At 35.1% G+C, this 25415-nt stretch carries 31 protein-coding genes; 9 read left to right on the top strand and 22 right to left on the bottom strand.

Features of this window, described 5'->3' with window-relative positions; all coding sequences use genetic code 11:
• Window positions 1-129: 129 nt before the first annotated feature.
• On the bottom strand, window positions 130-1812 hold the full coding sequence (locus tag BUE24_RS05910; protein WP_073314909.1) for a tetratricopeptide repeat protein: 1683 nt from the start codon (window positions 1810-1812) through the stop codon (window positions 130-132).
• A gap of 167 nt (window positions 1813-1979) precedes the next feature.
• On the opposite strand from BUE24_RS05910, the gene trxB reads away from it, so the two are divergent.
• Window positions 1980-2948, top strand: a complete 969-nt coding sequence (gene trxB, locus BUE24_RS05905) for a thioredoxin-disulfide reductase (protein WP_073314907.1) — start codon at window positions 1980-1982, stop codon at window positions 2946-2948.
• 77 nt (window positions 2949-3025) lie between these two features.
• On the opposite strand, the gene BUE24_RS05900 is transcribed toward trxB, so the two are convergent.
• The 6 genes from BUE24_RS05900 to BUE24_RS05875 all read right to left on the bottom strand — a co-directional run bounded on the left by BUE24_RS05900 (window position 3026) and on the right by BUE24_RS05875 (window position 8167).
• A complete protein-coding gene (locus BUE24_RS05900; protein ID WP_073314906.1) occupies window positions 3026-3886 on the bottom strand; it encodes a GIN domain-containing protein in 861 nt (286 codons plus the stop codon).
• A 360-nt stretch (window positions 3887-4246) separates the two neighbouring features.
• Window positions 4247-4975: a head GIN domain-containing protein gene (locus BUE24_RS05895; RefSeq protein ID WP_073314904.1), complete on the bottom strand. Its 729-nt coding sequence runs from the start codon at window positions 4973-4975 to the stop codon at window positions 4247-4249.
• Window positions 4976-5020: 45 nt separating this feature from the next.
• Window positions 5021-6766: a PspC domain-containing protein gene (locus BUE24_RS05890; protein WP_073314902.1), complete on the bottom strand. Its 1746-nt coding sequence runs from the start codon at window positions 6764-6766 to the stop codon at window positions 5021-5023.
• Window position 6767: 1 nt separating this feature from the next.
• The gene (locus BUE24_RS05885) at window positions 6768-7103 is read right to left on the bottom strand and encodes a PadR family transcriptional regulator (RefSeq protein WP_073314900.1); all 336 of its coding nucleotides are present in this window, start codon (window positions 7101-7103) and stop codon (window positions 6768-6770) included.
• A gap of 74 nt (window positions 7104-7177) precedes the next feature.
• A complete protein-coding gene (locus tag BUE24_RS05880) occupies window positions 7178-7711 on the bottom strand; it encodes a zinc metalloprotease (RefSeq protein WP_073314899.1) in 534 nt (177 codons plus the stop codon).
• Between the two features lie 3 nt (window positions 7712-7714).
• Window positions 7715-8167, bottom strand: coding sequence for a DUF4870 domain-containing protein (locus tag BUE24_RS05875; protein ID WP_073314897.1), 453 nt, complete (start codon window positions 8165-8167; stop codon window positions 7715-7717).
• Between the two features lie 155 nt (window positions 8168-8322).
• On the opposite strand from BUE24_RS05875, the gene BUE24_RS05870 reads away from it, so the two are divergent.
• The 3 genes from BUE24_RS05870 (at window position 8323) to BUE24_RS05860 (ending at window position 10018) form a co-directional block, all read left to right on the top strand.
• On the top strand, window positions 8323-8778 hold the full coding sequence (locus BUE24_RS05870) for a DUF4442 domain-containing protein (protein WP_073314895.1): 456 nt from the start codon (window positions 8323-8325) through the stop codon (window positions 8776-8778).
• A gap of 106 nt (window positions 8779-8884) precedes the next feature.
• Window positions 8885-9685, top strand: a complete 801-nt coding sequence (locus tag BUE24_RS05865; RefSeq protein WP_073314893.1) for a TIGR00266 family protein — start codon at window positions 8885-8887, stop codon at window positions 9683-9685.
• 132 nt (window positions 9686-9817) lie between these two features.
• A complete protein-coding gene (locus BUE24_RS05860) occupies window positions 9818-10018 on the top strand; it encodes a hypothetical protein (RefSeq protein ID WP_073314891.1) in 201 nt (66 codons plus the stop codon).
• A gap of 15 nt (window positions 10019-10033) precedes the next feature.
• Here the strand turns inward: BUE24_RS05860 and BUE24_RS05855 are convergent, their stop codons facing one another.
• On the bottom strand, window positions 10034-10984 hold the full coding sequence (locus BUE24_RS05855; protein WP_073314889.1) for a LysR substrate-binding domain-containing protein: 951 nt from the start codon (window positions 10982-10984) through the stop codon (window positions 10034-10036).
• Window positions 10985-11184: 200 nt separating this feature from the next.
• Here BUE24_RS05855 and BUE24_RS05850 point away from each other — a divergent pair, with 200 nt between their 5' ends.
• Window positions 11185-11808 (top strand): hypothetical protein, encoded by a 624-nt coding sequence (locus tag BUE24_RS05850; RefSeq protein ID WP_073314887.1) that lies wholly within the window; start codon window positions 11185-11187, stop codon window positions 11806-11808.
• 81 nt (window positions 11809-11889) lie between these two features.
• On the opposite strand, the gene BUE24_RS05845 is transcribed toward BUE24_RS05850, so the two are convergent.
• The 7 genes from BUE24_RS05845 to BUE24_RS05815 all read right to left on the bottom strand — a co-directional run bounded on the left by BUE24_RS05845 (window position 11890) and on the right by BUE24_RS05815 (window position 18649).
• Window positions 11890-12312, bottom strand: a complete 423-nt coding sequence (locus tag BUE24_RS05845) for a DUF2141 domain-containing protein (RefSeq protein WP_073314886.1) — start codon at window positions 12310-12312, stop codon at window positions 11890-11892.
• A gap of 155 nt (window positions 12313-12467) precedes the next feature.
• Window positions 12468-13799 carry a DUF58 domain-containing protein gene (locus tag BUE24_RS05840; RefSeq protein WP_073315357.1) on the bottom strand — a complete coding sequence of 444 codons (1332 nt, stop codon included), beginning with the start codon at window positions 13797-13799 and terminating at the stop codon, window positions 12468-12470.
• A 6-nt stretch (window positions 13800-13805) separates the two neighbouring features.
• Window positions 13806-14846 (bottom strand): AAA family ATPase, encoded by a 1041-nt coding sequence (locus tag BUE24_RS05835; RefSeq protein WP_084549442.1) that lies wholly within the window; start codon window positions 14844-14846, stop codon window positions 13806-13808.
• Between the two features lie 12 nt (window positions 14847-14858).
• Window positions 14859-16067: a DUF4350 domain-containing protein gene (locus BUE24_RS05830; RefSeq protein ID WP_073314885.1), complete on the bottom strand. Its 1209-nt coding sequence runs from the start codon at window positions 16065-16067 to the stop codon at window positions 14859-14861.
• A 3-nt stretch (window positions 16068-16070) separates the two neighbouring features.
• Window positions 16071-16820, bottom strand: a complete 750-nt coding sequence (locus BUE24_RS05825; RefSeq protein ID WP_084549420.1) for a DUF4129 domain-containing protein — start codon at window positions 16818-16820, stop codon at window positions 16071-16073.
• Between the two features lies 1 nt (window position 16821).
• The gene (locus BUE24_RS05820; protein ID WP_073314883.1) at window positions 16822-17694 is read right to left on the bottom strand and encodes a hypothetical protein; all 873 of its coding nucleotides are present in this window, start codon (window positions 17692-17694) and stop codon (window positions 16822-16824) included.
• The gene (locus BUE24_RS05815) at window positions 17684-18649 is read right to left on the bottom strand and encodes a stage II sporulation protein M (protein WP_073314881.1); all 966 of its coding nucleotides are present in this window, start codon (window positions 18647-18649) and stop codon (window positions 17684-17686) included. The genes BUE24_RS05820 and BUE24_RS05815 overlap by 11 nt, the downstream gene beginning before the upstream one ends.
• A gap of 37 nt (window positions 18650-18686) precedes the next feature.
• Between BUE24_RS05815 and BUE24_RS05810 the strand changes: the two genes are divergently transcribed.
• On the top strand, window positions 18687-19403 hold the full coding sequence (locus BUE24_RS05810) for an RDD family protein (RefSeq protein WP_073314879.1): 717 nt from the start codon (window positions 18687-18689) through the stop codon (window positions 19401-19403).
• A 71-nt stretch (window positions 19404-19474) separates the two neighbouring features.
• The gene (locus BUE24_RS23890; protein ID WP_170864561.1) at window positions 19475-19636 is read left to right on the top strand and encodes a hypothetical protein; all 162 of its coding nucleotides are present in this window, start codon (window positions 19475-19477) and stop codon (window positions 19634-19636) included.
• 45 nt (window positions 19637-19681) lie between these two features.
• Here BUE24_RS23890 and BUE24_RS05805 read toward each other — a convergent pair whose 3' ends face one another.
• Window positions 19682-20431, bottom strand: coding sequence for a peptidylprolyl isomerase (locus tag BUE24_RS05805; protein WP_073314877.1), 750 nt, complete (start codon window positions 20429-20431; stop codon window positions 19682-19684).
• 38 nt (window positions 20432-20469) lie between these two features.
• Here BUE24_RS05805 and BUE24_RS05800 point away from each other — a divergent pair, with 38 nt between their 5' ends.
• A complete protein-coding gene (locus BUE24_RS05800) occupies window positions 20470-21066 on the top strand; it encodes an NUDIX hydrolase (protein ID WP_244548127.1) in 597 nt (198 codons plus the stop codon).
• Between the two features lie 45 nt (window positions 21067-21111).
• Complete coding sequence (locus BUE24_RS05795) at window positions 21112-21915, top strand: lysophospholipid acyltransferase family protein (protein WP_073314872.1); 804 nt, start codon at window positions 21112-21114, stop codon at window positions 21913-21915.
• A 13-nt stretch (window positions 21916-21928) separates the two neighbouring features.
• Here BUE24_RS05795 and BUE24_RS05790 read toward each other — a convergent pair whose 3' ends face one another.
• The 6 genes from BUE24_RS05790 to BUE24_RS05765 are packed head-to-tail and all read right to left on the bottom strand — an operon-like array spanning window position 21929 to window position 25414.
• The gene (locus BUE24_RS05790) at window positions 21929-22684 is read right to left on the bottom strand and encodes a LytR/AlgR family response regulator transcription factor (protein WP_073314870.1); all 756 of its coding nucleotides are present in this window, start codon (window positions 22682-22684) and stop codon (window positions 21929-21931) included.
• A gap of 57 nt (window positions 22685-22741) precedes the next feature.
• Window positions 22742-23050, bottom strand: a complete 309-nt coding sequence (locus BUE24_RS05785) for a 2TM domain-containing protein (protein ID WP_073314868.1) — start codon at window positions 23048-23050, stop codon at window positions 22742-22744.
• 48 nt (window positions 23051-23098) lie between these two features.
• Window positions 23099-23413 (bottom strand): 2TM domain-containing protein, encoded by a 315-nt coding sequence (locus tag BUE24_RS05780; RefSeq protein WP_073315354.1) that lies wholly within the window; start codon window positions 23411-23413, stop codon window positions 23099-23101.
• Window positions 23414-23417: 4 nt separating this feature from the next.
• Window positions 23418-23750 carry a 2TM domain-containing protein gene (locus tag BUE24_RS05775; RefSeq protein WP_073314866.1) on the bottom strand — a complete coding sequence of 111 codons (333 nt, stop codon included), beginning with the start codon at window positions 23748-23750 and terminating at the stop codon, window positions 23418-23420.
• A 13-nt stretch (window positions 23751-23763) separates the two neighbouring features.
• Window positions 23764-24066, bottom strand: coding sequence for a 2TM domain-containing protein (locus tag BUE24_RS05770; protein ID WP_073314864.1), 303 nt, complete (start codon window positions 24064-24066; stop codon window positions 23764-23766).
• On the bottom strand, window positions 24059-25414 hold the full coding sequence (locus BUE24_RS05765; protein WP_073314862.1) for a 2TM domain-containing protein: 1356 nt from the start codon (window positions 25412-25414) through the stop codon (window positions 24059-24061). Before BUE24_RS05765 ends, BUE24_RS05770 begins: the two co-directional genes overlap by 8 nt.
• Window position 25415: the final 1 nt, after the last annotated feature.

Raw genomic sequence — 25415 nt, 5'->3', positions numbered from 1 at the left:
TATTTTAATGGTCTTAAACTAAAGTGGATTTTAGGTAGACATTGATATTTATTTGTTTGATAAACAGTTGTTTATGTAGTGATAGATTTTAAGAAGTCCTAACCGTCTGAACTGCCCAAAATCAAGGAATTAATTTTCCAGTGATAATAAATAGGTAAATATTTCTTGTTCTTGAGACAATGCGAGCTTTTTGCGAAGTCGATAGCGAGCTGTTTTTGCACTTTCAGGAGAGATACCTAGTATGCTTGCCGTTTCTTTGACATTTAGATTAAGTCGGGTTAACGAACAAACTTTAAGGTCATTTGCACTTAGATCCGGATGTTTAGCCTTTAATTTTGCATAAAAACCAACATGCACTTCTTCAAAAAATCGCTTGAAATCCTCCCAATCTTTATCAATATTCAGGTGTTGTCTGATGGTTTTATTAAGCTGATCGATCAGTTTATCTTTTTCTTTTGGGGTTGCTTTTTTTGCTAATAACGCAGTGTTTCTAAGTTCTTCGAGCAATTCATTCTTCTGCACAAAATTAATCGCATAGGAGGTGAGTTCTTTGTTCTTGAAATTGAGTTGTTGCTTTAATTCCTGTTGTTTTAATGTAGCATTCTCCATTTCTTGTTGAGCCAATTGAGCTTTGGATTGTAATAATTCGTTGCTCTTCTCGAGGAGATCATTATTTTTTCTAGAGCGTTGTCTTAGATTTCTAAACACCAAAAAGCCTCCGCCCACTAGAATGATGATACCCATCATCAAACTCCATTTGATTAAAGCATCGGTTTTTTCTTTCTCTTTTAAGAATACAAGTTCCCGGTTCTGACTTTCTATCTCTTTCTCGAATTCGAGATAGGCAATTTGTTTAGATTTTTCGGTATTGAAAACAGAATCTTTGAGTGATATATATTGATCGTAAAATGCCAGGGCTTCCTCTGGTTTGCCTTGTTCTTTTCTTAACTCTTTTAGTTCATTATACGCCTGAAGCTCATATTTTTTTAAGTTGTTTTTTTTTGCTCTTTTTAACCCTAGTTGTAAATGAATATCTGCGGCTTCATAGTTCTTTTCATACCGTAGCAATTTCCCGTATTGAATCAGGTTACTGGTTATCCCGTCTCTGTCATCTATGGATTTTCCTGTGGTTATTGATCGTTCGATGTGATACTTGGCCTGAGCAAACTCTTTGTTTTTAATATATAAAACCCCTAATCGATTATGAGCTTCGGCAATACCATAGGTAAAGTTATTTTCCTTATGGATTTTTAGTGCATTTGATATGTATTCTTTGGCGTCATAATGTCTGTCTTGTTCCAAAAATACGGTTCCCATTTTTGTAAATGTCGTAGCAATTCTTCCTTTCAAACCCAGTGCTGTAAAATAATCAATAGCATTGTTATAATTCTCCAGAGCTCGATCATACTCTTTAAGGTCGGCATACACCATACCTATGTTGAGCATAGTATTGGCAATTCCTTCGTCGTCCTTTATTTTTTGAAACTCCTGTTGGGAGTGGGTCAAAAATCGTAATGCCTCATTTTGATTCCCATGCGCCCAGTGGGCAACACCGATAATGCGTTGTGCTGTGGCTTGCCCTTTGGTATAGTTAAGTGTTTTTGATAAATCTAGAGCCTGTTGCCCAAAATTGATAGATTGATTGGCATCACTGATCCAATATTCAAAGCCAATAGTATTCAGTAAATTAACTCGAATAGTATCTTTTTTTTGGTATTGGTTTAATACGTTTTGTAAACTATCTGCTTTTTTATTTTGAGAATAGCTAAAAGAAACAAGGAGTAATAAGGATGTAATGAGTATTCCCCGCATTATGGTTTATTGATTGATTGACATACAAATATAGAGTTGTTATGCCTGTTTTTATATGATTTAATAATAATTTAAGATGTCTATAACTTCATAACAATTCTTAATAACTTTAATGTAAGGTTTATGTTCAAATTGCTACTTTTACATCAGATAATAAAGAAATGACTATGTCTGATACAATCGAAAGAATAAAATGCCTTATCGTAGGCTCAGGGCCTGCAGGATACACTGCAGCTATATATGCAGCGAGAGCTGATTTGAAACCTGTAATGTATACAGGAATGGAACCAGGAGGACAACTTACTACTACAACAGAAGTTGATAATTTCCCTGGATATCCAGAAGGAATTGATGGTCCAACAATGATGGTCCAGTTACAACAACAAGCAGAACGCTTTGGTACCGAGGTACGCATCGGGATGGTAACTGCTGTAGACTTCAGTACAGAAGTAGGAGGGATACACAAAGTTACTGTTGATAATAGTAAAGAAATAGAAGCAGAGACTGTAATTATTTCTACTGGTGCCACTGCAAAGTATTTGGGTTTACCTAGTGAACAACGTTTAAGAGGAGGAGGAGTTTCTGCCTGTGCGGTTTGTGATGGATTTTTCTACAAAGGACAGGATGTTGCTATCGTAGGAGCAGGAGATACAGCTGCCGAAGAAGCTACTTATTTGGCTAATATTTGTTCTAGTGTTACTATGCTAGTACGTAAAGATTATATGAGAGCCTCAAAAGCAATGCAACATAGAGTCAACAATACTCCAAACCTGAAGGTGATGTATAATACCGAAGTTGATGAAGTATTAGGAGACCAAGTGGTAGAAGGGTTACGTATGGTAAATAATCAAACCAACGAAAAAACCGATATTAGTATCACTGGATTGTTTATTGCTATTGGACATAAACCAAATACGGATATCTTTAAAGGGCAAGTGGATATGGATGATACCGGGTATATCATTACCGAAGGTAAATCTACGAAGACCAATATCCCTGGAGTATTTGCATCAGGAGATGTTCAAGACAAAGAATACAGACAGGCAATTACTGCTGCAGGAACAGGATGTATGGCAGCTTTGGATGCAGAGCGCTATTTAGCGACTGTAGAAACAAACGCTGGAGTTTCGGCTTAAGAGAAAGAATTTGAAGATATAAAAAGCATCTTGATACTCTCAAGATGCTTTTTTTGTTTTCGTAAGACTTTATGTACCTAGTTTAATCGTAATTTACTAGGGGTGTAGTCGATATTTTTCTTGAAAAGCGCAGCTTCATTGGTAAATCCTTGAATACTAATTTTAGGTTCTCCTAACAGAAAAATTTCAGATTTATCTTTGGCCTCTATGGTTATTTCTTCTTGGATTTGTACATAATTATCACTGGATCCTTCGGTCAAAAGAGATGCTTTTGTAGCATTTAATTTAGTCCCGTAAAAGTCAGTTTCATTATCGGTACGCAATTGCATAAACTGCACTTCTCCTTCTAGTTCTGCCGTAGCTTTTTGATACAAATCAATTTTAAATTTATCGGCAGTAACAATACCTTTTACTTCAGAGTTTTCATTTACTTGATAGACAATGCTAGTGGCACTGGCGTGTAACTCTGCTCTTGATTTTCCATAAGAGACACAACTCAAATTACCGGTTTCTGTGGTTAAAAATACTTCTGCATAATCATTTACTTCAACAGTAAGACCAGAGGATTTGATAGCAGACAATGATTTGGCATTCACCTTGTCATATAAAACAATCTTTTTAAGTTCTGCCCCATACAAAATATCAATATTGAGTGCTTTTGCTCGACGAAGATCTTTATCAGATTTTATGGTCAGGACACTATCTACAACTTCTATTTGTATCACTCGCTGTATATTGCTGTCGGCTTCAATTTTTACTTGGCTGTCACTACTTTCATCCAAAGTAACTTCGAAACTTTCGTAAATTTCTATAGTATGAAAGGGTTCTACATCATAACGTTCTGTGCTTACAATTTTGTTTCCCTTTATTTTTTCTTTTTGAGCATAGGCGCTGAATGTTAGTGAACAAATACAGCATAAAAAGAATAACTTTTTCATTGGATTGTGTGATTTTAATTTTTGATAAAGACTACAAAAAACAGCAAATGTTTATGTAGCAAACATAAGTTACAAAAATGGTAGCGCAAAACATGTACCAAAAACAATAACATTTTTCTTAAAAAGAAATTGTGCCAGACTATAAAAACAAAGGAAAAGAAGCTTTGGGAAGGATATAATAAACTGCTTGAGGAGAATGAAAAAATGGTAATAGAAACTATTACCATTTGCTAAACTAAAATCGTAAAATAAAAACTGCCCGAAAAATTTAGTACTTAACATGAACTAAGGTTTCAACAATGGGTGCTTTTCGGGCAGTATGATTTTGGTTGGTTGGGTTGGTTAGATTGTTAGGATTGATTAGTTTCTTCTTACGTTTCCTCCAGAGTTATCGGTTTCTGATACTTTTTCTGGTTTTCCATAGTATACTACATTGGCGCCACTTGTAGCTTTTCCTGTAAATTCTTTTTGAGCGTGGATTCTTATGTTTGCACCACTACTTGCTTTAGCTTCTGAAACCAAACTCAATAAATCTTGAGCACGAATATTAGCTCCGCTCGAGGCACTTGCAGAATGGTTCTCTACTTTTCCTTCCAGATCGATAAATGCACCGCTAGAAACCGAAGAGTTTACCGTTTGTGCTTTTACTTTCAACTTGATATCTGCTCCACTAGAAGCACTAAGCGCAAGATCTTTTTGAGCTACTTCCTGATCAGAATATACGCTGGCTCCGCTATTTACATGTATTTTATTGAGTTGATCATAAGATACATATACTTTTTTCTCATCTGCTCTATAAATATTCTCATCAGATGTAATGTACAGGGTGTTTTTTTCTACATAAATCTCAATATGCTCATGTAGATTTTCATTAGCTTCTACGATAACTTTCTTGTCATTACTTTCTACTAAAATAACATCTAATCCTCTGCTTGCTTTTACAGCTTCAAAGTTTTGATCTATGGTTCTCTCTTTTTTTACTACTTCTCCTTGTCCTTTGATTCCATTAAGTCCATCGATGGAAATATTGCATGAGCAAAAAGCTAAGGACATACAAAGGGTGACTAAAAATTTGGCTAGTGTGGTCATTGTTTTCAGATTTTAGTGTTGTGATTTAACTGTTCGTTTTTTGATTTAATTTTCGGTTTTGATTTCTATACCGTCCTCGTCTATTTTTACTTTTACGGGTTCATTATTTAATTCAACGCCGTCTTCGTCTATTTTTAAATTGAAATTTTGATCTTCAGAGTTAATATTAATTTTTACCTCGTCTTCATCTTCATCATACTCCCAATCGTTTTCTTTCTCAGGGCAGCTTTCGCATACAAACTTACCATCAACCAGTTTCAGGTATTCCTCCTCTTTTCGATCGATAGTGATATAATCATCATATGTCCAGGAGTTATTGAAACCAGATGTGTTATCATCAGCATAAATGGTAATACCTTCTGGTAGTGTTAAGGTGATATTCACTTCCTGATCTCTAAATTTATTTGCATAATCCGTGATCGCAAATCCGTCTAAGAGCAATGTTTTTCCTTCTAATTCATAAAAGTACTTGATGTCTTCTGCACGTTCTGAAGCTTCGTCATATGATCGGCCTTCTGCTTTTTTCTTTATGGCCAAACTTACTACAGAATCTCTTTTGGTGGACTTCATATAGATTTCTATATCACGTACTACAATCACTCTATTACCTTCTTCATCTCTTTTGATTCTATAATCATCTCTATGTCTTAACTGACGCACATATCGATCATTACCTTGCATTTTGATGGTAAGCGTGTCCTTGGCTGTAATTGGAAGTGTTTTTTCTTCGGTAATTACATCAGCGTCATATGCTTCTAAAGTTGCTTGTCTAATACCGATCACACTTAATCCTATTATAGAAATGATCCAAACCCCTAATAATCCCAATTTTGCCGGTGTACCTATGGATTTAAGGTTGTTAATCAAAATCTTCAATCCAAGGATGAATAGGAAGAAGAAAGGGATTCCTACTGCAAAGAACGCTAACAAGGATACAATCCATAGTGGAACATCGGGATGGTTACCCACTTCGATGTATTCGGTCCATGGGGTATCCATAAATCCAAAGGTCCCTACCGTAAATAATCCTATAAACAAACTGATCAAAGTAATACCGGCAGTGATGATAAGGATGACACCAATGAACTTTACGAATATCTTTAATAAGAACAATAGAACATCTCCTAAGGCTTCAAAAAAAGTGGTAGAACTACTTTTTACTTTATTGCTGTATTTTTGATAGTCTACATTTTTTACGGTATCCGCTACATCGTCAAAACCCTCTTTAATTTTTTTTTCAATATTGCTGATATTCACCGCTTCTCCTTTCATGGCAAGAAAGTCTGAAGTGGATTTGGCTTCTGGGACAAAAATCCAGAAAGCGATATAAATCAAGATAAAAGCTCCACTAGAAAAGATCGTAAATAAAATCCATGCCAAACGAATCCATGTAGAATCTATTCCTAAATAGTGAGAAAGTCCTGAACTTACACCTCCTACATACGAATTGGTGGTATCTCTGAACAACTGCTTAGCACTTTTTGGTCTTTGATACGATGCTCTTGGCTCGTCTTCAAAAATTTCCTCATCCAATCGGTAATCTTCTGGTTGCCCCATTACTGCGATTACCTCGTCTACTTCTTTATTACCGATAACTTGTCTTTCATCTCTTATTTTTTCACTAAAAAGCTCTGCAATACGTGCTTCTATATCGGCAATAATCTCGTCTCTACCCTGAGAATCTGTAAAGGAACGTTTGATCGCGCTGAGGTATCGTTGCAATTTGAGATACGCATCCTCATCGATATGAAAAAATATACCTGCTAAATTTATATTGACTGTTTTGTTCATTTTACTTCTTTTTTTGTTTGGTTACCAGATTTACAGCGTGTTGTAATTCGTCCCAAGTAGTGTTTAATTCCTTTAGAAACAACTTTCCGGTTTCTGTGAGTCCATAATATTTCCGTGGCGGTCCCGAGGTTGATTCTTCCCAGCGATAGTTTAAAAGCCCGGCATTTTTTAGCCTGGTTAGTAGGGGGTAAATCGTACCTTCTACCACGAGCATCTTTGCATCTTTTAAGGTTCCCAAAATCTCGGCAACATAAGCATCATCGTCCTTTAAGATAGAAAGTATGCAATATTCCAGAACACCCTTGCGCATTTGCGCTTTCGTGTTTTCGATCTTCATAAAACTAATTTTTAAAAGTTAAACTGTTCATTTTTTGATTGATGGTTTGATTGATTGATGAATTTGATTGATGATTATTTTAAAACATATTGATCAAGGCATACAACTCCAGTAACAAAGACTGTTGCTAAAAGATAATTGATGAGGTTAAATTTTAGACCGTACCCTTGTTCTTTTGAGGTTTTAATAACCAGAAACAATAATGTAAATGTTACTAATAATGGAAGCATCCAATATCCAAGCCCAAGTACATAACTTAATCTTGCTTCGTCATTAGGGTTGAATATGGAAATTACCATTGCCATAAGTCTAAAAACAAAAGCGAAAAACAAAAATGGATACCAGGATACTTTACCAGTTTTTCTTATTACGTAAAAGAACACAAAAGCTAATACAATAGTTATTATAGGTCCGGCAGCGGTTACTAAATAGCTATGCCAATCAGAATTATAGGTTCCCTCTTTTAAGGTTACCGAATTTAATGTCATCTTCATCGAATATCCTAATAGCTCTCCAGTCACATAGTGTGCAAACTCATGTACAATGAAGGTAAGCAACACTGCCAAAGCAGTAACCAAGATATACGATATGTTGATAGATGATTTCATTGATTATTTGATAAACCTAATAGATAGTGGGTATCTGTACGACTCTCCTTTGTCAGCTTTTAATGCGGCAGTAATTACAAAAATGATTTCCAGAAAGAAACCAACTAGCGCGATTACTCCTATAAATGATGCACCTATAAGTGTTCTAAATCCTCCAGGATTCGAAAAATTGATGGATATCGAATCATGGTGAAATAAATCTGTAATAGAAGCATCTCCAAAAACATTAAAGATGAAAAACGGAAAGGAAAACATTCCTAGGATAACGGTATACAATAATATACTCAGTTGAAAATTAATGGCCTCTTTTCCGTTTTCGTCAATAAACTCTGATTTGTCCTTATTGGTGGTCCAAAGCAATATGGGAACAATGTAATTTCCAAACGGAATAAAGTATTTGGAAAACGCCCCCAGATGCATGAACGTTGCGATATTTTTGTGGTTATTAGATGACATTTTTAAAAGTATATAATAGTTTCTTATGCAAATATATGTCTAAAAAAAGGTATTATGCAAAACATAGTACCATAATTTAACATAAATTTAAGAAAATATGAATTTTCGAACCCAATTACTTTTACCTATATTGTAACTATCAAAAATGTTAATCAATGAATATCACTCCAGGAAAACTAAATACCTTCTTACTATTTAAATTACCTTCGGCTTGGCTATGCGGAGTACGGGTTAAATCTATTGACAGAACGACTTGTACCGTTACCGTAAAGCACAGATGGTTCAATCAAAATCCTTTTAATTCTATGTTTTGGGCCGTACAAGGGATGGCAGCCGAGTTAACCACCGGAGCTTTGGTAACTGGTTATATTAGAAACAGCGGAAAGAAAATCTCGATGTTGGTAGCTAATAACAATGCTACCTTTACCAAAAAGGCTACAGGGAGAATTACTTTTGTTTGTGAAGATGGTGGATTGATAGAAAAAGCTATCGAAAAAGCTATTGAAACAGGAGAAGGACAAACGGTATGGATGAAATCTGTTGGAACTAATAAAGAAGGAGTAGAAGTATCTACTTTTAACTTTGAATGGACCTTGAAAGTAAAAGGGTAACACAAAGCGATACTACTTAAACCAAAAATAGGTGTAACGCTTTGCAAAAAATGTTTACCAATAGTATAAACATTCATTTAATCATTAAAACGTATACCTAGTTATTATGACAGCACACGAAATAGACTACGACATCATTGGAGAAGAAATGCAATATGTGGAGATCGAGTTGGATCCACAAGAAGGCGTAATTGCTGAAGCAGGAAGCTTTATGATGATGGATGATGGTATAAAAATGGATACCATCTTTGGTGATGGGTCTAACAAGGATAAAGGGATCATGGGTAAAATCTTTGGAGCGGGAAAACGACTGCTTACCGGAGAAAGTTTATTTATGACAGCCTTTTATAATGAAGCTATAGGAAAGAAACGTGTAAGTTTTGCTTCTCCTTATCCAGGAAAAATCATTCCCATTGATTTAACGAATTACGGTGGTAAATTTATTTGTCAGAAAGATGCTTTTCTATGCGCTGCGAAAGGAGTTTCTATCGGAATCGAGTTTTCTAGAAAATTAGGTCGTGGCCTTTTTGGGGGAGAAGGGTTTATCATGCAAAAACTAGAAGGTGATGGTATGGCATTTGTGCATGCTGGGGGTACCACAGCACGAAAAGAACTACAACCAGGTGAAAAATTAAAGATAGATACCGGATGTATTATTGGTTTTTCTAAAGGAGTAAACTACGATATTGAGTTTGTGGGAGGAATCAAAAATACCATCTTTGGGGGCGAAGGATTATTCTTTGCTACCTTAACAGGGCCAGGAGTAGTATATATACAATCACTTCCGTTTAGTAGGTTAGCAAATCGAGTACTTGCTTTAGCTCCAAGGGGAGGAGGTAAAAGTAAAGGTGAAGGTAGTATTTTAGGAGGTTTAGGAGATCTTTTGGATGGCGATAACAATTTTTAACTGTGTTAAATAAGCGCTAAAAGACTGGTTTTTTAGTTTTATTTGCATATATTAGTATTAGTTAAATATTAAAATGTAAGCTTATTCCTACAATTACTAGTTTAAACCTAACATTTAAACCCCTATTAATTTATGGCCAGAGCAATGTTTGATTACACTAAAACTGTTCTTAAAAAAGTAAGTTTTGATGTTAATCTTTTTACAAAGGAAGTTCTAAAAGCACTAAACAGACTACTTCCGCACGAGATTGAAGAATTGAAAATATGGATTCAATCCTTGACGGTTAAACAACCAGAATTACAATCTTGTTTAATCTATTTAAAAACAACATAAAAAAAAAGCGACTTTTTAGTCGCTTTTTACTTTTGTAATAGGGCTTATAATTTGAACATTTTGAAATGCGATTGCGCCTTTTACTACTCCAGCGATAGTGGTGTGTAGTGCATCTATGATCTGCATTTTTAATTCACTTTTATTGAAGATTAAACTTACTTCTCTTGCTGGTGTTGGTTCATTAAAATAATGCAAGTTGGTTTTTTCGCTTTCCTTTACATCCATAGTATGTAGATAGGGGAGTAGTGTCATACCCAATCCTTCGTTTGCCAATTTTACCAAAGTTTCAAAACTTCCACTTTGTAGCTGGAAATGATCTTCATCATAACTTTTTTGTGTCTTGCATAAGTTGATAATACCATCTCTAAAACAGTGACCATCTTCTAGCAATAGCAAGTCATCTATATCCAAATCTGTCGCATCAATCTTTTTCTTTTGGTTCAACCTATGGTTATTGGGGATGTATCCAACAAAAGGTTCATAATATAGAACACGTTCTTTTATATTCTCATTTTCTAGCGGGGTAGCAGCTATAGCCGCATCCAAATGCCCATCCATCAAACGTTCAATAATAGCCTCTGTAGTTAGTTCTTCAATTTTTAGTTTTACCTTGGGGTACTTTTTGATAAAATTGGTCAAAAACATGGGCAACAATGTGGGCATAATGGTAGGGATGACTCCAAGTTTGAATTCTCCTCCAATAAATCCTTTTTGTTGGTCTACTATATCTTGTATACGTTCACTCTCATTGACAATATTTCTGGCTTGTTGTACTAGTTTGTTTCCAACTTCGGTAAGCTCTATAGGTTTTTTGCTTCTGTCAAAAATCAGAATATCTAATTCTTCTTCCAATTTCTGAATTTGCATACTCAATGTGGGTTGAGTTACAAATGTTTTTTCCGCAGCTTTGGTAAAGTTTTTGTGCTCGGCAACGGCTAGAACATATTTTAGTTGTGTTATGGTCATAGGTTATATTTTAGAACTACAAAGATAATAAAGCTATTGATATTATTTATTAATAAGCGTTTAAAAATTTGTTTTATCTATAACAATGATGTTTATTATAAGAAATTACTGGTAAAATTACTTTTTTTTAAATAAAAGTAGGGTAAACCCGCAATATGGTGTTTTAATAATAAAGATAAAGAAACACTAACCTGATCAATATGTACCTTATAGCATATCCCCTTTATGATGCGATAATAGGTTTTGGAAAAGTGCTGGGAAATTTTAGCCATTTATGGATCCTTTATATCCAAAAAGCAATACCGAATTGGGTGATTTTTGCATGTATAGCATTGGTCCTTGTATTGATTTTGGGAGTGATTGTGGTGATTAGTTTTAATAAAGTTCAAAAAAGTAAACGCATCGTTTTAAAACATGAACTGGAGAAAAAGGTTGCAGAAGTATTATTAAAGAAGAGAGAAAGAGAATTAGCCTTCCTTCGATCAGGTAGAGGCAAACATTTGGGGCATTTTTTTGAAGAATATTCGGCAAGACAACAACAAGCCTATATTATTGGAAAAGAAAAAGATCAACAAATGCAGACCTTACTACCTTATCATCTTCTTTTGAGCAGCCAATTAAGTACGTTGTATCCTAATTTTTCTAAAGATGAAATTCAGCATTGTGTTTTCCTTTATTTGAATATCCCTTCAGAAAAAACGGCAAAAAAACTTCAGTTAGAAGTGTCAGAAGTACAATCGATTAGATGTAAACTCCGAACCAAAGTGTTAAAAAGCAACGAACAAAACTTAAAAACACACGTCAGAGCTATTGTTATGAACTAGGGTGTTTATATAGGGCATACAATAGGAAAAAAAGCTGTCTTAATAGACAGCTTTTTTGATTGATGAATATTTTCTGTTGGATTACATTCTTATTTCAAAAGCTAGGTCTTCGTTACCCACTTCGAATTTTGCATCTCCCCACATTGGTGGTCCGTAGCTCATATTATTGTTGGATACTCCGTAATTTTCTTTTGGCATTCCGTTGGCTTCAAAATCCATTCTTCCATTTCCGTTGGCATCATGCAAACAAGTGATTCCATATTCTCCTGCAGGAATGTTGGTGAAAGTCACTTTGGCCACACCGTTTTCGATTTCACTTTTTGCAGCCTGAATCGGAGCCGCTTTCATAAACGTATTCTCATCATATAAGGCAAATAATACTTCTCCTTCAGAACCAGTTACATTAGGAACGGTTACTGTAATTGTGATTCCTTTGGCATTGTCTTGTGCAGTAAGTATAAAATTTGAAGTAAACAAGGCAAGTAATAAAGCTAGAGTTTTCATATACATAAGATTTTTATAGTTATTTGATGTTTGAACACTTCAAAAGTCTATAAATCCATGTGTATGTAATAAAGTATGTTACCGAATTGTCAATATCATAGGATGAATTGTATCTGGTACTCAGTAATCAGAAATTGAATAGGATCAAAGTCTCCTTATAAAAGTCCTCGTGCTTTAATTTCCAGGTACTTATTAATAGTGTTTACAGTAAGATTTTGAGGAGTAGTAAGTACTGTTTGGATACCATACTTTTGCAATTCTTTGACCATTACTTTTTTGTCGTAAGCAAACTGTTGCGCAATGGTTTGGTCATAAATGGTTTGCAAATCTTCTGCTTCGGATTTGATTAGCTGATTCAATTCGGTGTTTTCGAAAAAGATAACCACTAATAAATGTTTTTTTGCCAGTGCTTGCAAAAAAGGAAGTTGTCTTTTTAGTGAAGAAATATGCTCAAAGTTGGTATAGAGAAGAAGGAGACTGCGATGGGTAATTTGTCGTTTGACATGAGCGTACAACAAACCAAAATCCGAATCCAAAAACTGCGTTTTTACATTATAAAGCGTTTCTGAAATGGTATTGATATATGTTTTCTTACCGCTATCCGGAAGAAAATCATTTACCGTATTCGAAAAGCTCAACATTCCTACTTTATCATGCTTTTTTAAAGCAATATTAGAAAAGGCGAGCGTACTGTTTACGGCATAATCCAATAAACTTAACTCATTAAATGGCATTTTCATGACCCTACTCGCATCTATAATCGAATAAATAGGCTGTGATTTTTCATCTTGAAATTGATTGATCATCAGGTTGCCATGCTTGGCAGTGGCTTTCCAGTTAATAGTACGTACATCATCCCCAACAACATACTCCTTAATCTGCTCGAATTCCATGGTATGCCCAATTCGGCGAATTTTTTTCAGCCCAATTTGTGTCAGTTTATTGTCTATCGCCAAAAAATCGTATTTCTTCATTTGGATAAACGAAGGATATACTTTTACCATGGCAGCTTTATCAAAGCTATATCTTCTTTTAGCAAATTGTATTTTGCTCATGGCGTAAATATGTAAACTACCAAATACATATTCTCCTCGTTGCACAGGTCGAAGCGAATATTCAAAATCAAGTATGTTTTTTGGACCAATACGTTCTGATTTCAAAAAATCTCTCTTCTGAAATTGAACTGGTATCTCATCGATAATTTCAACATGTGTGGTAAAAGGATAGTTATTCTTGATCCTTATCGGTACAGCATTGAAATCACTATTCGAAAATTTATCCGGTAATAATCGGTTACTATCAATCCCATTTTTGGAATTGAAAAGGATGATAATATCAAATAAAAACACAATCACAAACCCCCATACCAAAAGCCATGTAAAAGGATACAGTATATGAAACCAATACGATAGTAAAAATAGTACAGCTATCGTAAAGAGTATATAAAATACGTTTTTGGTTAGGTAAAAAGATTTGAAAAACTGGATCACTACTTAACGGGGGATTTCTACAGATTGTAAAATCATTTCAATAACATCTTCTGTGCTCATTCCTTCCATTTCGCGCTCTGGAGATAAAATAATACGATGGCGCAATACCGGGAATAACGACTTCTTTATATCTTCTGGAGTCACAAAATCTCTACCATTGATTGCTGCAAAAGCCTTTGAAGCATTCATCACTGCAATTGAGGCACGAGGAGAGCCTCCTAAATACAGATGAGGATGGGTTCTGGTTTTGGTGACAATTTCCGCAATGTATCCTAATATCTTTTCTTCAATAATAACTTCTTGCGTCTTATTCTTGAATTCTAATAATTTTTCTGGAGTTAAAACAGCATCAATCAGTTCGAGCGGTTTTGTTGCTTTGCGTTCATGATGTGTTTTAAGGATATTGATTTCTTCTTCCAGATTAGGATAATCTACTTTAATCTTAAAGAGGAAACGATCTAACTGTGCTTCGGGCAACGCATAGGTACCTTCTTGCTCAACCGGATTTTGCGTAGCTAAGACCATAAAAGGGGGCTCCATAGGATATCGAACACCATCGATGGTTACTTGTCTTTCTTCCATAACCTCAAACAAAGCAGCTTGTGTCTTGGCTGGCGCTCTGTTGATTTCATCAATAAGCACCATATTAGAAAAAATAGGGCCTTTTTTGAATTCGAAATCACTTGTTTTCATATTCAAAACCGAAGTTCCCAAAACATCACTAGGCATGAGATCGGGAGTAAACTGAATACGATTAAACCCGGTTTCTAAGGTTTTAGCAAATAATTTTGCGGTCACGGTCTTGGCAATTCCCGGAACTCCTTCGATCAAAACATGACCATTGGATAACAAAGACACAATCAATAATTCTATAAAATCTTGTTGTCCAACGATAACCTTCGCTAATTCGGTTCTCAGCTTTTCTACTGCCTGTTGCAGCTCACTCAAATCGATTCGATTTTCAAAGTTAAGGTCTTGTTCTGTCGGTGCTCCAGATGATGTTTCTTCTGGCGGAGTATTATTTTGCAGTTCCTCGTTTTCCATGTGCATTTTCTATTATGATCGACTTTTGAATTCTTTGATCAATTGATAAAGTCGGATTAGTTGTTCCTTTTCTATTTTTGGTGTGTTGTGTAGCGTATTGAAAGAATTAAATAATTCTTTAGTGTCTTCTATCGTGTTATTGCTTCTAGCTGCGATGTCTATTATTGTTTTTTCATCGATATTATTCGTTGGTACCCGTAAGGTGTTCCGAACGTACTCCAAAAACAATAGATTTTGCTTTTTTGCAATTTCCTTATGTTTCTCTTTTTCAAAATACATCCCACTTATGGTCCTGGTAAAGGCTAGTGTTTGATTTTTTAGGGGGTTGATAATTGGAATACTTCTTTGCTTTCGTTTTCCTTCAAAAATGACCAATAGTACCGCGGCAATGAGTACAAAATAATAGGCCCATTTGAGATATCGATTACTGAGTAATAAAAACAGCGGAGACGTATAAAAAGTCTTTCCTGCCTTGTAATAATTGTCCCAAAGAATAGGCTTGCCCTTAATATAGGTCAGTGCATTTTGAGTGTACTCAAAGTTTTTCGCTTTAAGCATAAAGTAATTTCCAAAAGCTTCCGGGAAGGTATGTAATAAAATAACACCGTTTCCAAAAGGTTGTTGGATATAGTTCACCTTGGGAGATTGTATTTGTAGTGTATCCTTATACAACTCAGTTATGCCCAGCACTGTAGTTTTTAGAGTGTCGATGGTTTTGAAATACGAGTTATAAATATCTCTATCGTACAAATAGGGGAGATCGACTTTTAAATTTTTATTGACGAGCTCTAATAACGGCTTTGTCGTAATATTATTAACCGAAATTAGATTTTCAGCCTCAAGTTGTAAAGTGTCTAAGAGTTTTTCTTCTATAGTTTTTGCGGAGATAAATAGTGTATTTCCTTTATCTACCCAATTCAATACTTTATTCAACTCATCTTTATCAAAATTCACGGTTCCATTTACAAAGAAATATGTACCCGATATTGTGTCATTATCGGTTAAGAATTCGTAAGGTGGTTGATTAATGTCCTTTACTTTTTCGTCGGTAAATGCTTCTTTGATCAGATTATAAGAAACAAAAGTTCCCAAAGGAATTTTATCAGTTTTGGCATAACTAGGAAACCAATTAACAGGTTCCGGTTCATTAGCTTCCAAAAAAGTAAGCAACCCGATGGCTACGACAATTACAATGATGAATATTTTGGATTTCTTACTCATCTACTATTTTTGAATGCTTTGGGTTATGGATAAGAACTCTTTCTCAGCCTGTTGATAGGTGTTTTGATTGACTTCAAAACTTCCATACCAAATAAAATCGTATAACTTGGTAATTACTTTAAATTGTTCTCTCAGGCTACTGTCGGTAAGCTCTTTACTATAATCTGTATTCGTTTTTTGGGACTCCCAATCGATATACTCGGCTTCAGATAGATTTTTGAGGACTAACAAATAATAATAACGAATCGCCAACCTAAAATTTTGTTGTTTTATGGCTTGATTGATGAGATCTCTGATATCTTGGTTATGGATAATGTCTTCTTCGTCTGTAAAAGCAACTTGTGGGATTTCTTCATTCTCTAAAAGCATTTCTCTTGGATTTACTTTCATAAACAACCAGACTAATAAGAATAATACTGCGATAATGACCAGATACGGTAATATATTGAAGAAACCTGCCCAAAAACTATTAGCTTCACTGGTTCCAAACAACCAGTTGATGAATTTCATAAATGCCTGAGCCAACCAGCTTTTGAATTGTGTCCACCAGTTATCTACTTCTTGCTTTTCTGTATAATTAAAAGCTTTGTCATTTTTGTAGGATTCTATTTTATCCTGATCCAACTTTTGGACTTCTATTTCAGAATCCAAATCATATATGACTTCTTGACTTTGGACTACGCTAGTGCTATCCACAGCTTGGGCAGCTATAGAAAAAGGGATAAAGAACAGTAAGAAGTATAAAAATTTCAAGTTATTCAGATTTTCCTAAGGATTCTATTTGTTCAAAAGCTCCTGTAGAATGCTTTCTTTCATTCAGATTAAAATATATAAAAGCAGTGGCTACAGCAGTGATAATATATAGTATGTATTGAGCGGCAGACGAAATCGTATTTAATATAATAAACACCCAATCAAACATAGATGAAGGATCCGACATTGTACTCTCTGTGGCAGCGGTAAACGTTTTGGTTAAAGAATAAACCACTGCAGGGATTGAAAATACCATACTAATTAGCCAAATGATAATTCCCAATACAAATAGCGTAGCAAAGGTAATCCACCATTCATCTTTGACCAGTTGAAAACTCTCATTGATCGAATCAGAAACACTAATGTTTCTAAAAACCAAAAGCGAAAATACCATACTCATCGGAACATATAGATAGACTCCTGGAATAACACATAGCATAAAGCCAAAAAATATGATGATCCCTGATAGTAATCCTAGTCCTATCATACTTCCAAAATCTTTTTTTACCCCTTGAGATACTGCATCCTGATCTACCACACCTTTTCCTTCAATATATGATTTGATAAAATGAAGAACGGTTCCAAAAAGTAGTCCATAAAACACTAATAGCGTGATTAGCATAACAAACAATGCAATAAACATATTTCCAGTGCCTAAAAGACCTCCACTACTAAGATTTACAGGATCCAGCACATCGGCCGAGGCATGTGTATAGTAGCCGGAAGCTAATAGCAGTATTACAAAAGGAATACCAGAGGTTTTGATCAACATCCCGAATAATGATTTTCCATTGTGTCTTAAAAAACCAAAAGTATCTGTCAGTATGTCTCCTAATTCTCTTCTTTTTTTGAATTCTATGTAGTTATTGTTCATTTTTTAGTTTGTTATATAGTTGTCTGGGGTAAATTACATAATAAAACAGGATCAGTGATAAAGAGCCTAGTATAATGATTAAGGCAAGCCAATCCGGCATTTCGGTATGTCGAGTTACGAACCCTTCCAAAAATCCTGCAATGATAAAGAAAGGAATAGTACTTATTACAATTTTTAATCCTGCCTTTATCCCTTTTACAAAGGAAGTCAAACGGGTATATGTTTTGGGGAATAAAATGGATTTGCCCACTACCAAACCAGCACATCCTGCAATAATAATAACAGAGATTTCTATGGTACCATGAATCCAAATCGTTCTTGCGCTTTCCCACAATAAACCTTTGGCATAAAAGAAGTATTGAAATGCACCGAGCATGATAAAGTTTTGCATCAGCATATACACAGTACCTATACCAAACATTACTCCCAGTATAAAGCAGTTGAGCGCAACTCTAATATTATTGATGGTAATGCCCAAAAACATATTGGTTTCTCCCATCTGTTTATACACGGCCATAGGATCATCTTTTGCAATATTTTCTAAAGTCATATTTACATAGGCATCTCCAAGAATCGAGCGGACAAATGCCCCATCTGTGGCAGAAGAATATACGCCTATTGCGGTAAATAGTGCCGAAATCAAAAAGGCAATCAACAGCTCTTTTTGATAGCTATAAAATTCTAAAGGAAACTCTTTTACCCAAAATGTATAGAACCTATTTTTCTTCTCTTTTTTCGTTCGATATACTTTTTGATGTGCTTTGCTGGCTAAGCCATTTAGGTAACTTAGGGTTTGACTATTGGGGTAAAATGTTTGTGCATAACTAAGATGATCGGTTATTTCTATATACAGATCCGAAAGTTCATCTGGTGGAATGATGGTATTATTAACCAGAACACTTTCAAATTTTAACCATTTATCTTTATTTTGCTTCACAAAAGCCGCCTCGCGCATGTATCAAAAGATTAAGAGGTTCAAAGAAACATAATTAATGGATAATTTTCAAATAGAAACTGCCCAAAATGTTAGCATACAACAAAATGCTGCTGGCATCGGAGAGCGAATACTAGCATATTTTATTGACTTTATGATTATCATAGCGTATTACATACTCATATTGTTTGTTATTGGTATGTTGGATGCAGATATGGGGGATCAATGGGCTTTTTGGTTGATACTCAGTATTCCTCCGTTTTTGTATTTTTTGCTCTGGGAAACGTTTTGGGATGGGCAAACACCAGGTAAGGCTACTATGAAAATTAAAGTGACAAGACTTGACGGATCACGCCCTGCATTTTCAAATTATTTGATTCGGTGGTTACTTCGCTTGCTGGATATTTCTTTGGCGATGGGAGGTGTAGCAGTGGTTACCATTTTGATGAATGGGAAAGGACAACGTTTGGGAGATATGGCTGCTGGAACTACAGTAATCAGTGAACGACAACACGTACAATTTCATCAAACCATATTGGTAGATATACCAGACGATTATGTTGCTGTTTATCCTCAGGTTACTGTTTTTAGTGATGCTGAAATGAGAAAAATTAAAACAATATACTCAGAAGCCAAGAGAGAAGCCAATCATAATGTTATTTTGGAACTGTCTAAAAAGATCAGTACCATAATGGATGTAACCCCGCAAGAAAAGCCTCTACATTTTGTAGATAGGGTGATTGCAGATTACAATTATTACACGCAACAAATCTAATTTATCACCAAGGGGTAACAATTTTTTCTTCTTCCTGATATAGGGATATAAATCATAAAATCTTTTATATCATGAAGAAAAAGAACATCAAAAAGTTACAATTGAGTAAAGACAGTATTGCACAATTAAGAGGTGGGTTAGCTCATCCAATGGGAGAGTATAAAGAACGGGTTAAATATTATGTAGGTACAAGAAATACCTGCCAATGTGAGACCATTGCTTCTCCTTGTTAAACGACAAAAGCGGACCGAAGTCCGCTTTTTTTGTTATTTAAATTACTATTTAATAACCTCGGCTTTGATGAAGATGTTTTCTTTGGGCCATTCGCTACCATCTACGGGGACGTTTGATATTTTGTCTGCGATATTCATCCCTTTTACGACCTTACCAAAGATGGTATGTTCCCCATCCAAATGACTGGCTCCTTGTTTGGCCAGAACAATAAAGAATTCATAAGGAGTAGAACGATTAGAAGGATTATCAACCCATTGTTTTGATAGTGCTACTGCACCTCGTACATGCTTTAATCCTTTTACCTGCTCTTGCGGGATGGTGTACTCTCCAATTTCAAAACGTTTTCTTGCCATTTGCTCACGATCACTATTTCCTCCCTGTATTACAAAACCTTTGGCGACTCTGTAGAAAAAAGTTTCGTCAAAGTATTTTTGTTTGACCAAATAGATAAAATTTGCTCGGTGTAATGGTGTTTCTTTATATAACCTGATATGAATATCTCCATAAGACGTAGATATTCGTACTAAAGTTTCTGGATTTTCTTTTCCGTATGCTGCCATAAATTCCCTCAGGTTTTCGTTGGTTAGTCTAAAAGGCTCTTCTTCAGTCTTTTTGTTGGTATCAGTGTTTTCTACAGCTGGTTTTTTTGAAGGTGCAGCGTTTGTTTTTTCAACCTTTTGCTGAGTGACAGATGGAGAATCCTTCTGCTTATTTTTTTTAGATTGTGTATCTTCACAATTAGAGAATACAAAAATGCTAATGCAAAAGACTAAAATTGATCTGGTAAATGACATTTGATACGTTTAAAAATTTAATTCCAAAAATAAAGAAAATGTCAGTACCGGGAGAATCTTCTCATTTTGTTATGGCTCCCGAGATGCGAACTAAGGAGTTAAACCGTTTAAAAATTGAAGAAAGAAACCCCAGGAATGCTGCCGTAATGATGCTTTTTTATCCTAAAAAAGCAATAACTCATATTGTTTTGATCCTAAGACCTACTTACGAAGGGGTCCACTCGGGTCAGATTGCTTTACCCGGAGGAAAAGTAGAAACCTATGATACCAGTTATAGAGAAACCGCTTTGCGGGAAACCGAAGAAGAAATAGGTGTATTTAATAAAAGTATTGAGGTAGTTAAAACTTTGACAAGAGTGTATATCCCACCATCAAATTTTTGGGTACATCCCTTTATGGGGTTTACTGATCATAGACCCGAATTTGTGGCTCAAGAAGAAGAAGTGGCAGAGGTAATCGAGGTGCCATTGTCTGAATTACTGAATGATCATAATGTAGTACCACAAAGATTAACGACTTCTTATGCCAACGATATAGAGGTACCTTCCTTTAAACTAAACGGTTACACAGTTTGGGGAGCAACAGCTATGATGTTGAGTGAGCTTAAAATCTTTTTAAAGACTACAATGGAATAATGATTTTGTATCTTTGCCAATCTAAATACAACCAGATTTCTACGCATGGGAATATTTAAAAGAAATCCTTTTGGTCATGTTTTGTTTTTGAAAAAGTGGCTTATTCGTATCATGGGATCAATGACGCACAGGCGTTATCGCGGTTTCAACGAATTACAAATAGAAGGAAGTGAGATCATCAAAGATCTTCCAGATAATAATGTATTATTTGTCTCTAATCATCAGACTTATTTTGCAGATGTGGTGGCAATGTTTCATGTTTTTAACGCTAGTTTGAGTGGGCGAGTAGACTCTATTAAAAATATTGGCTATCTCTGGCATCCTAAGCTTAACTTGTACTATGTAGCTGCAAAAGAAACTATGAGAGCTGGATTGCTGGCTCGTATTTTGGCCTATGCCGGAGCAATAACGGTAGAACGTACCTGGAGGGAAGCAGGAAAAGATGTAAACCGACAGGTAAAAATGAGTGATATCACCAATATCAAAAGAGCCCTCGAAGATGGTTGGGTGATTACTTTTCCGCAGGGTACAACAAAACCTTTTAAGCCTATTCGTAAAGGTACAGCTCATATTATCAGACAATACAAACCAATTGTAATCCCAATAGTTATTGATGGTTTCCGAAGATCATTTGACAAAAAAGGAATTCGTATCAAGAAACGTGGGATTTTACAATCTATGGTCATCAAAGAACCTTTGCAGATTGATTACGATAATGATTCTATCGATGATATCGTGAGTAAACTGGAATTTGCTATCGAGCAACATCCTTCGTTCCTAAAAGTAATTCCTCAAGCAGAGTTGGATGCCGAAGAAGAATTGAACAAAAAAAGACAGTGGGAATATTAGTGTTTATCTATTTTTATTCTAACCAAAGTTTAAAATCTTTTACTCGCTCTCTGGATACTATGATTTCTTGTTCATTAAAATGATTGAGTTTTACTTGTAATCTCGAATTGGTGTAAGAGATAATATCCTTTATTGCATTAATGTTCACATAGAACTTTCTGCTTACTCTGAAAAACTGTTGAGGATTCAATTCTTCCTCCAGCGATTCCAGAGTAGTATCAATTAGATAATTTCTATTATCGGTTGTGTGTAAATAGGTTCCCTTATTTTCAGAATAGAAGCATTCGATATCCTGTACAGAGAATATTTTAAGATGTTGCCCAACTTTTGCGGTAAAACGCTTCTTGTATTGACGGTCTATAGGATTGATCAGTAACTTTTTGATATCATCAAAGTCGACCTGAATTTGTTGTTTTGCAGGGATTTGTTCTTTGTATTTGGTAACCGCAGCTTCTAATTCATCATCATCGATAGGCTTTAGTAAATAATCAATACTATTTAATTTAAACGCCTTAAGCGCGTACTCATCATAAGCGGTAGTAAAGATAATCGCACTTTTTATGGTTACCGTATCAAAAATTTCAAACGATAATCCATCACTGAGTTGTATATCCAAAAAAATAAGATCTGGATGTTCGTTATTGCTAAACCATTCGATAGATTCATTGACAGAATGTAGCATGGTGTGTACTTCGATATCCAAATCGCTGAGCATTCTGTTTAATCTTCTGGCTGCAGGTTTCTCGTCTTCAATGATTATTACGTTCATGGGTTATGTCATTATTAATTTGTGAAAAACAATAAAAAGATGCAATTGTTGTGGTTGTTATTCCCACAATTGTTTCTGATTGTCCTGTTCTTCTTCCATATACTTTCTTATTTTTCGTTCTTCCCAATCTTTATCAAACATCGGGTTGATGCGATATGCTTTTACGGCGTGAAATGCCAATCCAATTCCCCAACCAAAAGCGGCCCAAAGAAACCAAGGATAACTCCATTCGTTTTGGTAGTAGTTAAGTCCTGCGAGAAAACCAATAATAATAATATAAGATATTAGGTTATTATAAAACTTCTTGAGTTCTTCTACGCGTTCTTTTGCGCGCTCATATCGTTTTTGTTGTTCAAAATTATTCATGATCATTCGTTTAGCAGTTAGTGTATTGTTGTTTAAGGGAGTTCTAATTTAGAGGTCCTTGAAAAAATCATCTTCCTCTCTAAGTATTTCCTTAATCTTGCGTTCTTCCCATTTTTTACTGAAAAAGGGATTTTTGTCAAAAGCTTTGATGTAATGAAATAATAATCCAATTCCCCAAAGCACTGGAGTCACATACAAATGCCATTGTAACCAGTTTTTAAACCCTTGACTCTCAAAGTTGGTATTGACAAAGAGGATTAGCGTATTAATAATAATATATATGGTAAGGTGTATATAAAACCCTTTTTCCTCTTTAACTCTCTGTTTCGCTCGTTCGTATTTTTGTTGATCTGGTGTTTGCATAGTTTTATTCATTTATATCTTCTTCCATCATCTTTTGGATTTTCTTTTCTTCCCAGTTTTTGCTGAAAAGAAATACCTTTTCGAATGCCCAAAGCCAATGGCAAAATAAGCCAATTCCCCATGCCACTGGTGTGATGATATTACTAAAATTCCACCATTTCAAAAAATCCACGTCCTTATCGTCGGTACCAATAAATACCAAAAGTTTTGTTTTGAAAAAGAAGAGAGCAATGTTAATGACAACATATATAGCTAGGTGAATATAAAAATCCCGTTCTTTTTCTACTCGTTTTTTGGCAGCTTGATAGGCCTTTTGCTCATTTTCATTGATGTTCATAGTTGCCTTATTTTTAAAAATCGTCTTTATCCATTAGTTTCTTTATCTTATCCTCTTCCCATCTTTTAAAGATTCGCATACTCGGTCCAAATACACATATTCCGTGAATCAGTAATCCTATTCCCCATAAAACCGGAGTGGTTAAAGAGAATTTCCAACTTGCCCAACTTAGAAAAATGAAATCCAAATCAATGCTCATTAACAAAAGGGCTATATTGATGATCACATAAGCAGTAAGGTGAGAGTAGAATCCTTTTTCGGCATCTACCTTCTTTTTTGCTCTTTCGTAAGCTTCACTATCTTTTAAATCATTCATAACCATTTCTTTTAGATTCTTCCATGTACTTTTTGATCTTTCTTTTTTCCCAGTCTTTTCCAAAGATTGGGTGTCGGTCATAGGCCTCGGCATAGTGGAATATGACTCCGATACCCCAACCAACGATAGGGAATATTACCCAAGGTATGCCAAAACCTGTCGTGCTGTAATTGATGAATGCTAAAAACGGAATTACGATGATGTATGAAATAAAGTTTCCGTAGAACTCTTTTATTTTCTGTACTCGTTCTTTGGCACGATTGTATTTTAATTCTTTGATATTTGTGATAGGTCTTTCTATTGTTGCGTCCATTATTTTTATCTTTTTGGTTAACATTGGGAGTTTTGCGATAAAAGCTTTCTCAGTTTTATACACCATAAACTCTCTTTTGGTGAGCAGCGCATATCGTTGCTGTACATTTCCTAAACCAACACCGCTACTTTGCTTGATGACTTCTTTGGGCTGTAAGTTGTTTTCTACAATCAGGAAACCATCTTCTTCGTAGATTTTAATGTGCAAAGGTTTTTCTGGCATCACCACATTGTGTTTTACTGTGTTTTCCAGTAATATCTGCAATGATAGAGGAACTACTCTAGCATCGGGATTTGCAGCTTTCTCTGGCATTTCAAAGATGATACTATCTTCAAACCGAAGCTGTACCAAAGTCATATAGGTCTTTGCAAATTTCAATTCTTCATCTACGGTCACCAACTCTTTGTTTTTTTGTTCCAAGACATATCGATATACCTTGGATAAAGAAGTGGTGAACTTTTGGGCCAGTCTGGGGTTTTCTTCAATCAGTGATGTCAATACATTTAAACTATTGAATAGAAAATGAGGATCTAATTGATTTTTAAGAGCTGCAAACTTTGCAGAGGCCGTTCCTGCAATTATTTTTTGCTCGGTGATCTTTCTTTTTTGTAACTCTTTGTAAAAGTAAAAAGCATGAAAAAATAAAGAGATCAGTAGTGTGATAAAGAACCCTATTAAGTAGTAGCTCAACTTTTCGTTTTCTAAAAAGGTTTGAAAAGATCTTCCTTTGATACCAACAATGATAATCATTCTTATCAACCCAAAAACAATCATGGTAACGATAATAGAACCAATAGCTCCGTACAACAATCGTTTTCTAGGGTGTTTTTCCCAGGTGTACCATTTGCCTAAAAAATCAAAGAAATAGAAGTTAGCCATAGCCAGAGGAAACGCGAATACAAAATTGACTAATGTATCTTCCAGTACGTCCATAAGAATGATGGGCTCCCCAATAGCGAATAACAACTCTGCTATCTCTATGATCACCGCAATGACGATACTGATTTTAACCATTTTTGTAATATACGTCTTCATG

The organism is Aquimarina spongiae (assembly GCF_900141785.1).
Lineage (GTDB): Bacteria > Bacteroidota > Bacteroidia > Flavobacteriales > Flavobacteriaceae > Aquimarina > Aquimarina spongiae.
Note: the sequence above shows the minus strand (reverse complement) of the source record. Positions and strands in the feature narration are given on the sequence as shown.

Excerpts from the sequence above, each read along its gene's own strand:
- BUE24_RS05780 (WP_073315354.1), bottom strand. The coding sequence starts at position 23,413 with ATGCAAACACCAGATCAACAAAAATACGAACGAGCGAAACAGAGAGTT.
- BUE24_RS05770 (WP_073314864.1), bottom strand. The coding sequence starts at position 24,066 with ATGAATGATTTAAAAGATAGTGAAGCTTACGAAAGAGCAAAAAAGAAG.
- BUE24_RS05800 (WP_244548127.1), top strand. The coding sequence starts at position 20,470 with ATGTCAGTACCGGGAGAATCTTCTCATTTTGTTATGGCTCCCGAGATG.
- BUE24_RS05795 (WP_073314872.1), top strand. The coding sequence starts at position 21,112 with ATGGGAATATTTAAAAGAAATCCTTTTGGTCATGTTTTGTTTTTGAAA.
- BUE24_RS05855 (WP_073314889.1), bottom strand. The coding sequence starts at position 10,984 with ATGACCATAACACAACTAAAATATGTTCTAGCCGTTGCCGAGCACAAA.
- BUE24_RS05835 (WP_084549442.1), bottom strand. The coding sequence starts at position 14,846 with ATGGAAAACGAGGAACTGCAAAATAATACTCCGCCAGAAGAAACATCA.
- BUE24_RS05805 (WP_073314877.1), bottom strand. The coding sequence starts at position 20,431 with ATGTCATTTACCAGATCAATTTTAGTCTTTTGCATTAGCATTTTTGTA.
- BUE24_RS05900 (WP_073314906.1), bottom strand. The coding sequence starts at position 3,886 with ATGAAAAAGTTATTCTTTTTATGCTGTATTTGTTCACTAACATTCAGC.
- BUE24_RS05880 (WP_073314899.1), bottom strand. The coding sequence starts at position 7,711 with ATGAAATCATCTATCAACATATCGTATATCTTGGTTACTGCTTTGGCA.
- BUE24_RS05785 (WP_073314868.1), bottom strand. The coding sequence starts at position 23,050 with ATGAATAATTTTGAACAACAAAAACGATATGAGCGCGCAAAAGAACGC.
- BUE24_RS05820 (WP_073314883.1), bottom strand. The coding sequence starts at position 17,694 with ATGAACAATAACTACATAGAATTCAAAAAAAGAAGAGAATTAGGAGAC.
- BUE24_RS05870 (WP_073314895.1), top strand. The coding sequence starts at position 8,323 with ATGAATATCACTCCAGGAAAACTAAATACCTTCTTACTATTTAAATTA.
- BUE24_RS05860 (WP_073314891.1), top strand. The coding sequence starts at position 9,818 with ATGGCCAGAGCAATGTTTGATTACACTAAAACTGTTCTTAAAAAAGTA.
- BUE24_RS05885 (WP_073314900.1), bottom strand. The coding sequence starts at position 7,103 with ATGAAGATCGAAAACACGAAAGCGCAAATGCGCAAGGGTGTTCTGGAA.
- BUE24_RS05810 (WP_073314879.1), top strand. The coding sequence starts at position 18,687 with ATGGATAATTTTCAAATAGAAACTGCCCAAAATGTTAGCATACAACAA.
- BUE24_RS23890 (WP_170864561.1), top strand. The coding sequence starts at position 19,475 with ATGAAGAAAAAGAACATCAAAAAGTTACAATTGAGTAAAGACAGTATT.
- BUE24_RS05890 (WP_073314902.1), bottom strand. The coding sequence starts at position 6,766 with ATGAACAAAACAGTCAATATAAATTTAGCAGGTATATTTTTTCATATC.
- BUE24_RS05895 (WP_073314904.1), bottom strand. The coding sequence starts at position 4,975 with ATGACCACACTAGCCAAATTTTTAGTCACCCTTTGTATGTCCTTAGCT.
- BUE24_RS05850 (WP_073314887.1), top strand. The coding sequence starts at position 11,185 with ATGTACCTTATAGCATATCCCCTTTATGATGCGATAATAGGTTTTGGA.
- BUE24_RS05845 (WP_073314886.1), bottom strand. The coding sequence starts at position 12,312 with ATGAAAACTCTAGCTTTATTACTTGCCTTGTTTACTTCAAATTTTATA.
- BUE24_RS05775 (WP_073314866.1), bottom strand. The coding sequence starts at position 23,750 with ATGAACATCAATGAAAATGAGCAAAAGGCCTATCAAGCTGCCAAAAAA.
- BUE24_RS05815 (WP_073314881.1), bottom strand. The coding sequence starts at position 18,649 with ATGCGCGAGGCGGCTTTTGTGAAGCAAAATAAAGATAAATGGTTAAAA.
- BUE24_RS05865 (WP_073314893.1), top strand. The coding sequence starts at position 8,885 with ATGACAGCACACGAAATAGACTACGACATCATTGGAGAAGAAATGCAA.
- BUE24_RS05830 (WP_073314885.1), bottom strand. The coding sequence starts at position 16,067 with ATGAGTAAGAAATCCAAAATATTCATCATTGTAATTGTCGTAGCCATC.
- BUE24_RS05765 (WP_073314862.1), bottom strand. The coding sequence starts at position 25,414 with ATGAAGACGTATATTACAAAAATGGTTAAAATCAGTATCGTCATTGCG.
- BUE24_RS05910 (WP_073314909.1), bottom strand. The coding sequence starts at position 1,812 with ATGCGGGGAATACTCATTACATCCTTATTACTCCTTGTTTCTTTTAGC.
- trxB (WP_073314907.1), top strand. The coding sequence starts at position 1,980 with ATGTCTGATACAATCGAAAGAATAAAATGCCTTATCGTAGGCTCAGGG.
- BUE24_RS05790 (WP_073314870.1), bottom strand. The coding sequence starts at position 22,684 with ATGAACGTAATAATCATTGAAGACGAGAAACCTGCAGCCAGAAGATTA.
- BUE24_RS05875 (WP_073314897.1), bottom strand. The coding sequence starts at position 8,167 with ATGTCATCTAATAACCACAAAAATATCGCAACGTTCATGCATCTGGGG.